14 protein-coding genes, 1 pseudogene and 1 riboswitch are annotated in these 13,968 nt (G+C 37.3%); of the genes and pseudogenes, 5 read left to right on the forward strand and 10 right to left on the reverse strand.

Going from position 1 to position 13,968, the window contains the following annotated elements; genetic code table 11:
* Positions 1–68: 68 nt before the first annotated feature.
* A riboswitch (TPP riboswitch) is annotated at positions 69–178 on the reverse strand.
* Between the two features lie 881 nt (positions 179–1,059).
* The 4 genes from ACOI1C_RS10650 to ACOI1C_RS10665 all read right to left on the reverse strand — a co-directional run bounded on the left by ACOI1C_RS10650 (position 1,060) and on the right by ACOI1C_RS10665 (position 5,260).
* On the reverse strand, positions 1,060–1,389 hold the full coding sequence (locus tag ACOI1C_RS10650) for an IS110 family transposase (RefSeq protein ID WP_422510549.1): 330 nt from the start codon (positions 1,387–1,389) through the stop codon (positions 1,060–1,062).
* Between the two features lie 429 nt (positions 1,390–1,818).
* Entirely contained in the window at positions 1,819–2,736 is a 918-nt protein-coding gene (locus ACOI1C_RS10655) for an aldo/keto reductase (protein WP_422510511.1), read from the reverse strand.
* A gap of 91 nt (positions 2,737–2,827) precedes the next feature.
* Positions 2,828–4,498, reverse strand: a complete 1,671-nt coding sequence (locus ACOI1C_RS10660; RefSeq protein ID WP_422510512.1) for a ribonuclease J — start codon at positions 4,496–4,498, stop codon at positions 2,828–2,830.
* 177 nt (positions 4,499–4,675) lie between these two features.
* Positions 4,676–5,260 (reverse strand): vWA domain-containing protein, encoded by a 585-nt coding sequence (locus tag ACOI1C_RS10665; RefSeq protein ID WP_422510513.1) that lies wholly within the window; start codon positions 5,258–5,260, stop codon positions 4,676–4,678.
* 101 nt (positions 5,261–5,361) lie between these two features.
* On the opposite strand from ACOI1C_RS10665, the gene ACOI1C_RS10670 reads away from it, so the two are divergent.
* Complete coding sequence (locus tag ACOI1C_RS10670) at positions 5,362–5,865, forward strand: hypothetical protein (protein ID WP_422510514.1); 504 nt, start codon at positions 5,362–5,364, stop codon at positions 5,863–5,865.
* Positions 5,866–6,021: 156 nt separating this feature from the next.
* Positions 6,022–6,831 carry an alpha/beta fold hydrolase gene (locus ACOI1C_RS10675; RefSeq protein ID WP_422510515.1) on the forward strand — a complete coding sequence of 270 codons (810 nt, stop codon included), beginning with the start codon at positions 6,022–6,024 and terminating at the stop codon, positions 6,829–6,831.
* A 162-nt stretch (positions 6,832–6,993) separates the two neighbouring features.
* On the opposite strand, the gene ACOI1C_RS10680 is transcribed toward ACOI1C_RS10675, so the two are convergent.
* The 3 genes from ACOI1C_RS10680 to ACOI1C_RS10690 form a co-directional block, all read right to left on the reverse strand.
* Positions 6,994–8,142, reverse strand: a complete 1,149-nt coding sequence (locus tag ACOI1C_RS10680) for a toxic anion resistance protein (protein WP_422510516.1) — start codon at positions 8,140–8,142, stop codon at positions 6,994–6,996.
* Positions 8,139–8,786, reverse strand: coding sequence for a 5-bromo-4-chloroindolyl phosphate hydrolysis family protein (locus ACOI1C_RS10685; protein ID WP_422510517.1), 648 nt, complete (start codon positions 8,784–8,786; stop codon positions 8,139–8,141). The genes ACOI1C_RS10680 and ACOI1C_RS10685 overlap by 4 nt, the downstream gene beginning before the upstream one ends.
* Positions 8,787–9,016: 230 nt before the next feature.
* A complete protein-coding gene (locus ACOI1C_RS10690) occupies positions 9,017–9,769 on the reverse strand; it encodes a MerR family transcriptional regulator (protein ID WP_422510518.1) in 753 nt (250 codons plus the stop codon).
* Positions 9,770–10,039: 270 nt separating this feature from the next.
* Between ACOI1C_RS10690 and ACOI1C_RS10695 the strand changes: the two genes are divergently transcribed.
* Entirely contained in the window at positions 10,040–10,240 is a 201-nt protein-coding gene (locus ACOI1C_RS10695; RefSeq protein WP_422510550.1) for a Uma2 family endonuclease, read from the forward strand.
* 83 nt (positions 10,241–10,323) lie between these two features.
* Here ACOI1C_RS10695 and ACOI1C_RS10700 read toward each other — a convergent pair.
* From ACOI1C_RS10700 to ACOI1C_RS10710, 3 genes and pseudogenes are all read right to left on the reverse strand, one after another.
* Positions 10,324–10,593: pseudogene (locus ACOI1C_RS10700) on the reverse strand (DapH/DapD/GlmU-related protein); the annotation flags it as partial.
* Positions 10,594–10,709: 116 nt separating this feature from the next.
* Positions 10,710–10,838: a hypothetical protein gene (locus ACOI1C_RS10705; protein ID WP_422510555.1), complete on the reverse strand. Its 129-nt coding sequence runs from the start codon at positions 10,836–10,838 to the stop codon at positions 10,710–10,712.
* A gap of 16 nt (positions 10,839–10,854) precedes the next feature.
* Positions 10,855–11,475 carry a recombinase family protein gene (locus ACOI1C_RS10710; RefSeq protein WP_422510519.1) on the reverse strand — a complete coding sequence of 207 codons (621 nt, stop codon included), beginning with the start codon at positions 11,473–11,475 and terminating at the stop codon, positions 10,855–10,857.
* A gap of 452 nt (positions 11,476–11,927) precedes the next feature.
* Between ACOI1C_RS10710 and ACOI1C_RS10715 the strand changes: the two genes are divergently transcribed.
* A complete protein-coding gene (locus ACOI1C_RS10715) occupies positions 11,928–12,641 on the forward strand; it encodes a distant relative of cell wall-associated hydrolase-like protein (protein WP_422510520.1) in 714 nt (237 codons plus the stop codon).
* 231 nt (positions 12,642–12,872) lie between these two features.
* Entirely contained in the window at positions 12,873–13,961 is a 1,089-nt protein-coding gene (locus tag ACOI1C_RS10720; protein WP_422510521.1) for a hypothetical protein, read from the forward strand.
* Positions 13,962–13,968: the final 7 nt, after the last annotated feature.

A 13,968-nucleotide genomic window follows, 5' to 3' on the forward strand; every position in this document is an offset into this window, starting at 1 on the left:
AGTCTATAAAACAAATAAAAGCACCCAAGGGTATTCACCTGGGCGCATATCAATAAACATAATTATGTATGTTTAAGAATATATTCCCTACGCTGGTTTTAACCAGATCAGGTTCTAAGGGTCAGCATCTCTAAGGACGCTATCTCAACCGGCAACACCGGTCCCCCCACTATTCTTGGAAAGTGTACTTTTATTTGTTTTCATTATAACAGATAACTTTGGTTTAGCTAGTAAAATGAATTGGACTTATGAATTCTTCGTACGTTTAGAGGAGCTTATAGTGCGGAGCATTCTATACACCTCTAACATTTTATTCAATCATACAAATTTCAAAATACCTGTCGCCTCCAATCCTATGGGTATCAAACAATCTCATGATAAAAGTAATAGCACAAGAACTATCATGATATATTCCATGAAAAACATGAACTAGTAAGCTGACATTATCATAAGAAAGTATATTTGTAAATCGTAATGATGTTGTTTTAATTCCAACTCATTTAAATGTCTCTATGGCAGGCTTCTAGATTCCGTTTAATCAAACGTTTGTTTAAAACACTACTTTAATTTGTTTTTCTACAATAATTATAGAGAGATTCTCAAGGCTTGAAGGGTACTTTCTGTTGATTATACGGTATAGTATATTTATAAATCGTAAAGAAGTCGATTTATAAACAGGCCTTTAAAAGACTGATACAGCGGAATTTCCCCTTTGAGTTAATCAAACGTTCGTTTAAAACAGGTTGTTTTTTTATTATTACAGAATAATAAAAAAATCGGAATAAAACCCACTTCACTTGCTTTTTCTTAGTATTATTACTGAAATATCTCCTATGTAGCAAGCTTATAATATGGTTTGTTTGATTACCGGCCATTCGGATTTCGACAATAGATTTATTTTACATTACTATATACCCAGATTATTCATACAAAACAATAAAAAAGCGAGAAACCCTTAACTTCAAGGATACGGCGCCCTGTTATAACAAAATTATTGGATAAAACGGATGTAAGTTTGATAGTAGCATCTTGAAGTATCTTGTGAAAACGATTCTGTTCTTATTTTCGACTTTGAATCAACTTTTTTCGATAACGCGTTAGACCTCGTAAATCGCAAATATCCTCTGGTGGAACAAAATTACGTTCAATTAGTCCACAGCGTAAGAGTTGGCCAAACCATTCTGCATCTTTTACATCGGTTTTACGCCCTGGAACTTTTTTCACATGCCTAGCATTGGCAAGAACAAGTTGAAAAGTATCTTCGAGTATGTTCCATATCGGTTTCCAGTATACTCCAGTGCTTTCCATAACCACATCAGTTATCTGATGTTCAGATAACCAATCGTTTAGAGCTAATAGCCCAGTAGTTGTCGTTGAAAAAGATTGAATAGATTTTTTCGGTTTTTAATCTAACGGACCAAATAACACACATGCTACAACTGTTTCTTGGTGTACATCTAGGCCTGCACACCGTTCAATCATTGCTTACATTGGAAAATCACCTCAAAAATTGATTAACAATACAGGTCACAGGAGATATCTGACAAAAATTTTGTATACGTGCTATAAACACATTAGATGGTGCTTCAATCCTGTCACAGCCAGTTTCTTATATAGGGTATCTTCTTTAAGATCCACCAGAAAGTATTCAGGCTGGTCGTATTGTCATTCACCAGTATTGACAATGGGGTAATGTGTTAGACTCTACTGGGTTAAAGGGACCTTTTCATGGTAGATGGTGGTGGCGAGGAGCGCCACCATGAGAGTTTCTTATCTTTGAAAAAAAGCTTAAATTATTGGCGCTCTTCTCAACCTATATTATGGAAGCGTATTACCTGCCGAACGATATAGCTCATACCATTCTTCTCTGGTTAAAGTAATTTCAGATGCCTTGGCTATGTCTCTTATTCGCTTCGGATTCATGGAACCGACAACTGGCTGGATTTTAGCTGGATGACGTAATATCCAGGCAATGGCTATTGCCGAATCCGTCACACCTTTTTTCTCTGCAAGTTCTTGCAGCAACGCATTTACTTCTGGAAAATCTTTGTTCCCAACAAATGGCCCTTTGATCATCCCGTATTGAAACGGTGACCAGGCTTGGATCGTCATGTCGTTCAAGCGGCTATACTCCAGAACCCCACTGTCGCGAACAACTGATGGATCATGCTGCATATTCACATTGAGACCTGCATCAATTATAGGTGTATGCATGATACTTAATTGCAGCTGGTTTACAATCAAGTCAACCTCCAGATACTTCTTTAACAATTCAATTTGCATCGGATTTTGATTACTCACACCAAAATGACGTACTTTTCCACTTTCCTTCAATCTAGCAAAAGCTTCGGCAACTTCTTCAGGTTCCATTAAGGCATCCGGACGATGAAGAAGCAAGATATCAATATAGTCTGTTTTCAAGCGCTCGAGACTGAGGTCTACCGATGCTAGAATATGTTCTTTTGAAAAATCAAAAAAACCATTACGAATACCACACTTCGTCTGAATAATCATCTTATCTCGAACAGAAGCATTCATATCTACTGCATTTGCAAAAACCTCTTCTGATTTTCCTCCACCATAAATATCGGCATGATCAAATAAATCAATTCCTACTTCTTGCGCCGTCTCAATGACATTCGCTGCCTCTATTTTCGAAAGTCCCGCCATTCTCATACAACCTAATGAAATTTCTCCAACTTCTAAATGACTGGTACCTAATTTGATTTTTTTCAAAAGGACACCCCTTTCTAATGATAGTTTCATTATACCATTTAAAGGAGATAGGTCATAAATATATGCAGTTACAGGTAGATATAACTACGCATTAGATTTCAATAATTATAGGAAGAATCATCGGTTTTTTCCTAGTTTGTGAATATAAATACTGACCAACTGATTTTTTTATTTCGTGTTTGATCACATTCCATTGTGTTTTGTTCACTGCTTTTAGGTCATTTACGTTTTTGATTATAAGGCGATTCACCTCACTTAGAAGTTCCTCTGAATCTTTGGCAAATATAAACCCACGGGAAATGGTATCTGGTCCAGATACCAATTTCCTTTCTGACTTGCTCATGGTTAATACAATCACGAGCATTCCATCCTCAGAAAGCTGTTTTCGATCTCGTATTACACTGTCCCCAACATCACCGATTCCACCATCTACATACGTATTTCCAACCGGTATCTTCCGCGTCTGTCGGGCAATTGATTTTTGAATATCAACGACCTCTCCATTATTCATGATGAAGGTGTTTCCTTGCTCAACTCCAACGGACTCAGCTAATAAACGGTGATGGTGTAGCATCCTGAATTCACCGTGAATAGGTATAAAATATTTAGGTTTCATTAATGAAAGCATGAGTTTTAAATCCTCTTGGTACCCATGTCCGGAAACATGCATTCCTGTTGAACTACCCGACCCATAAATCACGTGCGCACCAAGTGTAAAAAAGTTGTCTACGATACGAGAAACATTCCGTTCATTTCCCGGTATTGGACCAGCAGCAAAAATGACCGTATCTTCAGGTAAGATCTCAACACCCCGATAGTTGGAAGTGGAAAGACGCGCGAGGGCTGCATTGGGTTCTCCTTGACTTCCTGTACAAAGAATGGCTACTTTTTCAGGTGCCAGTTCATGGATTTCGTCTTGTGTAATTAACATTCCATCCGGAACATCTAAAAAACCTCGCTCCATCGCAACGGCTACCACATTCACCATACTTCGTCCAAGTAAAGCTAGCTTCCGATTCGTTTTTAAAGCAGCATCAACGACTTGCTGAACGCGGTTAATATTTGAAGCAAAGGTGGAAATAAATAGTTTGCGCTTGGCTTTCATAAAAGCTTCTAAGACATGCTCACCTACTATTTGCTCTGAAGGACTTAATCCTGGTCGTTCCGCATTGGTACTTTCAGATAACAGAAGCAAGACACCCTGTTTGCCGATCTCAGCCATCTTATGAATATCTGAATGCTGATTATTGACAGGAGTCAAATCAAACTTGAAGTCCCCGGTGTGTACAACTGTCCCCTGTGGTGTGTTAAAGACAATTCCTAAACAATCGGGAATACTATGATTCACCTTGAAAAAACTCACATTGATTTCTGCGAATTTCAAGGTCGAATTGGAGTCGATTTCAACTAGTTCGGTTTCCCTCAAGATTTTATGTTCTTTTAATTTTAGTTCAATTAAACCTAATGTGAAGCGTGTAGCATAAACGGGTACATTAAACTTTTTTAGGAAGAAAGGAATTCCCCCAATATGATCTTCATGTCCATGTGTAACTACTAATGCTCTAATTTTTTCCTTGTTTTCTAGCAAGTAACTAGTGTCTGGAATGATCAAATCAATACCTAATAAACTTTCATCTGGAAACTTATTCCCACAGTCGATGATGATGATATCGTGGTCATATTGAACGACATACATATTTTTTCCGATTTCGTTCATCCCACCTAAGGCAAAAATGGATAATGTATTCTCGTTTGTGCTCAAAATGGTATCCTCCCAGTTTTTAAATACTCTTAGTAGTATGCCTTTTTGGTTTTCATTTATAAGAGGTTGAGTGATTGGGTCACAATTCTCTTAATCGCTTAAGACAACCATAGGGACAGGTACCGTGTCCCTATGGTTTCTATTCCGTGGGACATGGTACCTGTCCCCTTGTCCCTTTTATTTCATTCTTTTCTCCGAAACGGCCTCACAAATCATGTCATACATACTCTCCACACCTACATCAGATGCAACAAATTTGTAGGCATTCTTCTGAGAGATACCAAGACTATCTGCTTCCTTTGCCGCATCAATGTTTGCTCCCATAAAAATAAATTCCCAATTGTATTTGTCTTGTTGGTGTTGGATCAGTTCTTTTACTTTTTCATAGGTGAATTCATAGCTTGCATTTTCCTCGCCATCTGTTGTAATGACAAAGATAACGTTGTTAGGTCTTTGTTCCTCGGCGGTCATTGACAATCTGTGACCCACTTCCAAAATAGTATTTCCCACTGCGTCTAGCAAGGCTGTACACCCTCTAACATAATAATCCTTTTCGGTAAGCACAGCATGGTTTGCATCAACCCCATTCCACAATACTTCATACTCGTCATCAAAAAGAACAGTTGTAAGTATGGTTTCTCCTTCTAGCTTGCACTGCTTTTGAATAAAAGCATTAAACCCACCAATCGTATCACGCTCTAGCCCCGCCATAGACCCGCTTCGATCTAGTAAAAAAATAATCTCCGTTACATTCCTTTTCATCTTCATACCCCTCTCAAATTTGTTTCTGATATAATTGTATTGTAGCTTTATTTATCCATATTTTGGTCGCCTGCAAAGCGACATTTGAGGGGGCAGACACTATGCTTGATAGTAAGATACTTGAAGAAATGCAAGTGTACATAGATTCACACGTAATCGAACTCAAGATATTCAATGTTAAATCGTCTGAATATCTTGAGGACTTTATTCTTGAAGAGATGCAGCACGTAGAATTAGAAGATTTTATCAAGACCAAGCGTCAACCAACACTTACTCAGGTGTTGTTTAGCTTTATCGATAAAAAAGGAGTAAGTGACGCAGAAATCTACAAAAAAGCTGGAATTGACCGCAGACATTTTTCGAAAATGCGATCAAATCCAGACTATCATCCTAAGAAAAACACCACGATTGCTCTGGCCTTAGCTCTTGGACTAAACAAAAAAGAAACCGACAAGCTCTTGAGCTCCGCCGGTTACTCCTTATCGGAAAGTGATATTTCCGACTTGGTCATTCAATTTTGTCTAGAAAAAAAGATATATGATATTCAGTATGTGAATGAGGCTTTGGATTATTTTAGTATGAAGCCTTTGGGTGGGGTGCTTTAGAGACAGAGGGACAGGTACAGTGTCCCTCTGTTTTTTCTCTGTGGGACGCGGTACCTGTCCCCTCGGCACCAACACATGTTTTGTTATGAGCCTAGTTCTCTTTGAATAACTTATTGATATAAGGAATACAAAGTATGTTCTTAGGGAGGATGACAAGTGGGATATTATGTTAGAGTGGAACCCGATGTTAAAATTTTTGTTGAAGATGTAAACCCGTTGAGTAAGAAAGTGATTCTGTTTGTACATGGTTGGCCTGCAAACCATAGATTGTTTGAGTATCAATTTAATATTCTTCCTGCCATGGGGTATCGATGTATTGGAATCGATATCAGAGGGTTTGGGAAATCAAGTAAGCCTTTTGGAGGATATTCATATGATAGACTAGCTGACGATATTCGTTGTGTCGTGGAAACACTTGGGTTGCAGAATTTCACACTCGCTGGTCATTCTGTGGGAGGAGCAATCGCTAGTAGATATATGGGTCGTCATAATGGATATGGGGTATGTAAATTAGCTCTTTTTGGTGCTGCTGCCCCTAGTTTTGTAAAAAGACCAGACTTTCCATATGGTTTAGAAGTGGAGGATGTAAATACACTAATCAAAGAAACCTATCAAGATCGTCCTGCCATGCTAGCAGGATTAAAGGATAAATTCTTCTATCAAAGTATCACCCAACCATTCTCAGATTGGTTCTTTCAATTAGGTCTAGAAGCCGCGGGCTATTCAACTGCTCGTCTGTTAGTTTCCTTAAGGGATGAAAGCTTATTTTATGATATTCAAAAAATACAGGTCCCGACCCTACTCCTCCACGGCATACATGATCAAATCAGTTTGCCTCCTTTGGCCTCTATACTTAATCAAGGAATTAGAAACTCCAAACTCGTTTGGTTTGAACACAGCGGACATGGATTGTTTTGGGAAGAGCAAGACAAGTTTAATCGAGAATTAATTCATTTTATTGGATAATCGAGAGACTTGGGACAGGTAAAGCGTCCCTCTGTTTTTTCTCTGTGGGACGCGGTACCTGTCCCCTCGGCACTCTGTTTTTTCTCTGTGGGACGCGGTACCTGTCCCCTCGGCACCCTAAATGGGCGGGACAAGGTACCTGTCTTATTACCCTTCCTATACTCATCCTTTACTCTCCAACAGCTTTTTCCGTAAATCCCTCTCCATTCCTGCGAGTTCGAGTTCCGCCTGACGACGTTTGCTTCGTCCTTCTTCTTGAATTTTCAACGTTTCTTCAAGAGTAGAAATGAGATTTTCTTGTGTTTTCTTTAAGGTCTCAATATCAATGATTCCTCGCTCATTTTCTTTCGCTGTTTCTATTGTGTTCGTTTTGAGCATTTCAGCGTTCTTGAGCAAAAGGTCATTCGTTGTCTTGGCTATTTGCTTTTGAGCCTCGACCGCATTACGTTGTCTGATCAAGGTTAACGTGATGGCTACTTGATTCTTCCATAGAGGAATGGCGGTTAAGATTGACGATTGAATTTTTTCCACAAGTGCTTGGTTTGTGTTTTGGATCAATCGTATTTGCGGGGCACTTTGTATCGTAATCTCTCTGCTTAATTTCAGGTCATATACCCGCTTATCTAGTCGATCGGTAAACTGAAGCATATCATTTACTTCTTGAAACTTCATTTGATCCTTTGTTACTTCAGCTTCTTTTTTCATAGCTGGAATGGTCTTCTCTTGTAGCTCCTCTAGCTTTAATTCTCCCGCTGAAATATAGACATTTAAGGCATGAAAATACTCCTTATTATGTTCGTAAAGCTTTTCTAGAAAACCAATGTCGGATAAAAGTACATCCTTACTGCGATCTAGCTTCACACTAATTCGATCAATTTGTGCTCCCGTTTTTTGATATTTTGATAGAACCTCTTGCATGGAGCCTGAAACACTTCCAAAAATCCGCTTATATAATGGCTGCTTCTCAAGCTTTAATTCATCTACGTTCACATCATTAAATCGCTTCATGAGTTCACTAATGATTTCTCCGACCTCACCTAAGTCCTTCTGGCTGACATGCTCAAGCATGCTAGTTGAAAAAGTAAGCAGCTTTGATTGTGCAGGTGTACCATACGAAATCATGGCCTGATGGTTCTTCGGATCAATCTGCCCAGCAAGTTGATAGGCTCGTTTTCGGTCCTCCTCTGGGATCACATCAATAAGTCTCTGTGATTTCTCTTCTATTATCTCTACCTTTGAATGGTCGTCTCCAAATGGGTTAGCTAGTAACTCATCCATTAAATTCGGTTGACTCGTTCTCGTTTCGGTCATTTAATCTTCCTACCTTCTTTGATTATTTTAGAATTCTTGATTGAATGCTTCGCAACATCTAATTCAAAATGAAGTTGATCGATATCAGTCGCTAATACTAGATATAAATCCTGTTCAATTGAAAGAACGAGCTCATCTATAGTTTTTTTCGTGTCATCCAAGGCACTTTGTACTTCTACCGTTTTCTTCGGTTGAGAGGACAAAAACACATATTTCTCAGTGAGCTCGACAGCTGAATCTATATGGGTAAAATAAAAGCGCTCGGCTTTGTAAAACCGTTTAGGTTCAGCTTTTGTTAAGGATATGATTTTACTGGATAGCCTTAGCAGGTCGAACCTTTGTTTTAATGAGGGTAAAAGTCGAACCTGAAACAGCACTTTTTGAAGACGACGCAATTTCCGCTTTGCCTCATTTATATTTTTCCGAATATATCGGTACTCTTTTAGGGACAAACCCTGCCTAGTCACGAATCTGTATTTCATATAGGCTCCAAGAATCCCAAAGGTTAGAATTCCAACTCCAATTGAAAGTCCTGAAGAAACGAAATAGGTTTGATCAAAAGAAAACATACATATAAACCAGCTAATAACCGTCACCGGAATGGCTACCAATGACCGAATGAGAAATGTTAAAAACGAATTCATTGTCAATCGACTCCTAACCTTTTAATCCATACTATAGTTACGTATGAAACGTAATCTGGTTTCACTTTATACAGCTTATCCATACATTTATATGAAAATAACAATACAGTATTCTGTCTTTCCTTCCTACAGACTAGGAATGTAGTTTTTGGTAAGACCTGAGACCTATTTTTACATAAAAGCAAAAGGCACCTTCCAGATAATTAGAGGGTGCCAGGCACTTTGTTGTTTTACTTTTTGAAAGTATCCGAATATACCGCCATGGCATCACACATGAATTTGGCTAGACCTTCGCCAAATTGATCGATATTCTTCGTAAATCTTTCGTCATCCACGTACATTTTGCTTAGGCCCTTAAAGGCGTCTAGTGAATAGTGATAGCCAAAGCTACTATTAATGAAAACATACCAGTCATTAATGGCGTTTTGTGCTTCTTCTGAGTCATGTGAGCCATCTCGAAGATCCGCTAGTTTACGATAAATAGCATTCATTTTTTCACCCATTGCTTTTTGTTCATTCTCAGACATCTTACCGATTTTAGCATTGGATGTATTAACCGCTTCATCCCCAAAGCTATCACGTGCTTCTTTCTCGTAAGGATTTTGACTAAAGTCAAACCCTTCAAACTTTACCTTATTGGACATTTCAATTTCTCCTTTCATATACTTTGCTGTCTTATCAATCGTCGAAATCATTTTATCGAGACGGCTACGCTTCTCCAGTAACATTTTTAACTGTAAGTCAATTGCTTCTAGGCGATCAAATGACGGACTATTGATCATTTCTTTGATCTTCATTAAAGGGAGGCCAAGCTCTTTAAAAAATAAAATTTGTTGCAGGGTTACTAGATTTTCATCAGAGTAAAGTCGATAACCAGAACTCGTTAACTCGCCTGGAATCAAAAGTCCGATATCGTTGTAGTGATGGAGTGCGCGCACACTAATCCCAACTAGATCCGCAACTTCTTTTACCTTAAGTGTCATTTTTCTGACCTCTCTTATTAACTACTTTAAAGTATCACGTAACGTGAGAGTCAATTGATTTTGATAAAAGAATTTTAGAAACCTGTCAAAAATATGCTTTTTTAGTATGTTATAGTTAAAGCAAATAATGGAACAGTCAGGGTCTTATTCGGAATTTACAAATGATCCCACTCGGGCTCTGATTGATGAGCAGTATGAAATTGTTAACGGAATACGCTATGATTTAAAGCCCTCGCCGAGCACAGGCAAGAGGGATAAAACATTGAAAAAATATATAACTATGCCAGGTTTGGAGTCAAAGAGTATTGGATTGTTGATCCGATTCACCAGACCATTGACCAGTTTCTCCTAAACAATCATACCTACGACTTACTTAATACACTTGTCCCAGGTGACATCATGACATCTCCTCTGCTTTCTTGTATCAACTTTGACCTCGACATACTCTTTCATGACTATAAGCGTATTTAACAATCCCGGATGATGCTTATACTGAAAAGTTCCAAGCACCTCCCATTTATTTGGAAGGTGCCTGGAACTATATTTGTTACCTCTTATCTTCTAAATTTAATCACTCTAATCACATTAGCAGGGTTTCCACCTACAACTACATTGGAAGGAACGTCTTTTGTGACAACTGCTCCTGAAGCAACGACTACATTATCACCGATCGTGACACCTGGATTAATAATGGCCCCACCTCCGATCCAGGCATTGTCTCCTATTGTGACAGGGTTCGCATATTCGGGTCCTTTGTTTCGCTCAAACGGATTCACTGGATGAGTAGCTGTATAAATATTTACGCCTGGTGCAAGCATGCAATTGTCAAGTTTGTAAAAGCAAGAAAAAGCCTTGATATTACTGTTTTTTTTGGTAGTTCCGTAGTAATGAAAAATCATTACTACAAAACTAATAAAAAAAGAGCCTAAAAAAGACTCTCTTAAACCAGGTATTCATGAAAATCTTTATACTGACGGCTGCCAACGATCGACATATCTCCCGAACGAACAAGATTCCTAAGTTCAGTTAATACAGACATCTCATAGTAATGACGATTTTTCGTTTTCATTGAGATACATACAATTTTAAGATAATTGCACCTTGTTTTGTTCTTCATACTCTTTCACTCGTCGATAGAAAGTATTCGGCTTTAACTGAAGACGTCCCATACCTTCTGTAGCAGTAATGAGTCCAGATTTCCAGTCATTATATACTTGAATAAAATCTGCGTTTATTTCAAACTTGCGCCGTCCGAATCTTACCCCTTTTTTCTTAGCGACTTCAATTCCTTCAGTTTGCCTTTGCTTGTTTTTTATCCGCTCTTGTTCAGCTACATAAGACAACAGGCTTAAAAACTGATCCTCCATCACTTTTCCGAAATTACCCATTTCTCGGAATTTCCGGCTATCAAAAAGTGTTTCGTTTTCCAATACTACAATATCCGCATTGAGTTTCCTTGTAATATACTTCCATTCTCGGATAATTCCGTCATAATCCCGACCTAGTCGGTCAAGAGCGTCGAGATACACTAGGTCACCTTCACGTATAATTAAAAGCATTGCTTGATACTGAGGACGATTAAAATCTTTTCCGCTCTGCTTGTCTATAAAAACATACCGTTCTTCAATTCTAAGTTCACGAAATTTCTTAAGCTGTCTTTCTGGATTTTGATCTTTGGCAGAGACGCGAGCATATCCTAGTTTCAAAAGTAATACCTCCCTTTTCTCTCAAACTATTATTCTATGTCAAAAAGTATATCATTAAGATGAAATGTTTCAAAATAAAAAAAATACTTTATGACATGTAGAATCCTACTTTTTTTCTGCATGTCACAAAGTATGCTTTTTGAAATTCTATACAAGATAAAATCTTACAAGCAGACCTACTACACAAAGTAAATTCTCAGCATTTCAAACGAAAAGTACTATGACACCTTTGTTAGAATAGGAGTAACTGTCTATAAAAACTCTGTTAAATATAAAAATTAATAATTTACAAGGGTATAAATAACTAAAAAACTTGGGAAAGTACCTATCAATTTTTAACTCTAAGAGACATTTTTTACCCTCATATTTCCTAATATGGAATTTAGAGGATATTTATTAAATACCTCGAATTCTATATAGTACAAGAAAAAAACTCTAGGAGGTAATACGAAATGCAGATTAAAAGATTTTTTGCTTCAACATGTTGTGCAATAATGTTGATTGGAGGTCTGGAAGGAGTAGCAAGTGCTTCGGATAATAAAAGTGAGCAAGAAAAAATCAAGATTGAATTTGAGCAAAAGATAACAGAAACTGAAGCTCAAAGATTAAAAAATGAGAAGGTAAATCAAAAGGAAGTAGAGAAAGAACTAAAGTGGATGAAGAAAAATGCTCCAGAGAAGTATGCGCAAATTATGCAATCTAGTAATCCCGAACAAGGTGAATTTTCTACTCTCGCTTCAAGTACTTCTCTTGGAACAAATGGAGATGTTGTAATTACTTATGATGCTAAAACTTCAGGGTGGAGTCATGGACACGCAGCTGTCGTAAGATGGGACAACTCATATATTATTGAAGCTTGGCCAGATGCAGGCGTTAGATACTATACGAATAATTGGAAATCTCGTTTTAACGATTGGAAAGGATTATGGATCAGTGGAGCTAGCGGAGCAGATTATGATTACGCTCAGTCTTATGGTGGTGGACAGGTTGGAGATCCATATAGTACTGTATATGGGAAATATCAGTCAGATAAATGGAATTGCTCTCTGTTAGCCTGGAAAGCTTGGAATCAAAGAGGGTTCGATCTTGATGCTGATGGAGGGATTGTTGTAACTCCGTCTGATCTTGACAGAGATTCACAAACCACAACCTTTGCATCAAACTAATATTAGAGGGTGTTCAAAAAGTCCGGCAAAAATAGCTTCAAATTTCTTCGTCAGCTCGTCTCTCCGCTCCTCACGTATACAAAACATACGCTCCGGTGCTCAAGACTTCGCTTCCTCGAACTTCTTTGCTCTTTTTGTCCTCCTTTTTGAACAGACTCTATTAGTCAGTTAATCAATAAGAGCATAAATAATAATTTTATGTTCTTATTATTCTTCTTAAGGAGTGAATACATGAAGCCTAGATTAAAGAAATTCTATATTTATATTAGTATCACTATTTTATTAATTTTCTCCGCTTACTATATACTCTCCAAAACAGGGACTTTTCATGGAGAAGAACCAATATATCAAAACATTAATTCACTAGAGGAATACTCTAATGAGAAAAGTTTTGGAAATATCCCTGCTAATTTACTTCTTCTTTATTCACATCCAATTAATGATAAGTCCTTTGTAGTGAGAACCAAAGGAGATCAAATTATTAGTGAAAGCACAATTGATTCAAATGGGTTGTTTTATATTGATAAAGATAAACAAAACAATAACATAATTCTTTGGTCAAATCTTAAGGAACACATGTATATATTAGATGAAAAAAATGAGTATACACCTAATAAAATTGAAAATGAACAACCATTAAATCTTATAATTAAAGATAAAGGTATTGAAATTTTTGCATTTAATACTGATATTCAGAAAAATACGTTAGTAATGAAGATAGATGGGAAGCAACATGAACTAGAATTCAAACCCCTAATAATTAATGCGATCCATGATGAACATAAGGTCTATCTTTTTAGTGATATAGTAGAAGAAGAACGGTCCGTAGTTCATGTAATAAATAAGATTTCAGGGGAAATTGAAAAGGAGATTACACTTCAAGAGAACCATGCAAGTGATATGCTGTTTTATAATAATCAAATAGTCATTTCAACTGAGAAGAGGCTTACTATTATTGAAAAAGATTCATATAATGTTAGTTATATAGATATTAATGATGAGATATTAGCCCTCGACAGACTGCACATTTATAAAGATTCATTATATGTAAGTTATTACGATAAAGGAAAAACAGGTCTTGCTACTCTAGATGAGAACTTTAATACTACAAATAATATTTCTTTTGACTTTCCATATATGACGGCTAAGTTCGAAGGCGAAAATATGTTTGTTATGTCACAGTTAACGTCAGGTGATAACAAGGTTGGAAAGGGAATTATTGGTGTATTTAATATAGAGAATCATAAAAAGACTGGTCAGTTTATCACACCGGAACAGGAACATAAACTCCAAGATTTTTATATTCTAGAAAAGGAGTAATGTAGAT

The sequence above is a fragment of the Bacillus sp. DJP31 genome (assembly GCF_049310945.1).
Lineage (GTDB): Bacteria > Bacillota > Bacilli > Bacillales > SA4 > Bacillus_BS.

Coding starts and splice junctions, on each gene's coding strand:
- ACOI1C_RS10665 (WP_422510513.1), bottom strand. CDS start 5,260: ATGAAAAGGAATGTAACGGAGATTATTTTTTTACTAGATCGAAGCGGG.
- ACOI1C_RS10670 (WP_422510514.1), top strand. CDS start 5,362: ATGCTTGATAGTAAGATACTTGAAGAAATGCAAGTGTACATAGATTCA.
- ACOI1C_RS10680 (WP_422510516.1), bottom strand. CDS start 8,142: ATGACCGAAACGAGAACGAGTCAACCGAATTTAATGGATGAGTTACTA.
- ACOI1C_RS10685 (WP_422510517.1), bottom strand. CDS start 8,786: ATGAATTCGTTTTTAACATTTCTCATTCGGTCATTGGTAGCCATTCCG.
- ACOI1C_RS10690 (WP_422510518.1), bottom strand. CDS start 9,769: ATGACACTTAAGGTAAAAGAAGTTGCGGATCTAGTTGGGATTAGTGTG.
- ACOI1C_RS10705 (WP_422510555.1), bottom strand. CDS start 10,838: ATGAAAACGAAAAATCGTCATTACTATGAGATGTCTGTATTAACTGAA.
- ACOI1C_RS10715 (WP_422510520.1), top strand. CDS start 11,928: ATGCAGATTAAAAGATTTTTTGCTTCAACATGTTGTGCAATAATGTTG.
- ACOI1C_RS10720 (WP_422510521.1), top strand. CDS start 12,873: ATGAAGCCTAGATTAAAGAAATTCTATATTTATATTAGTATCACTATT.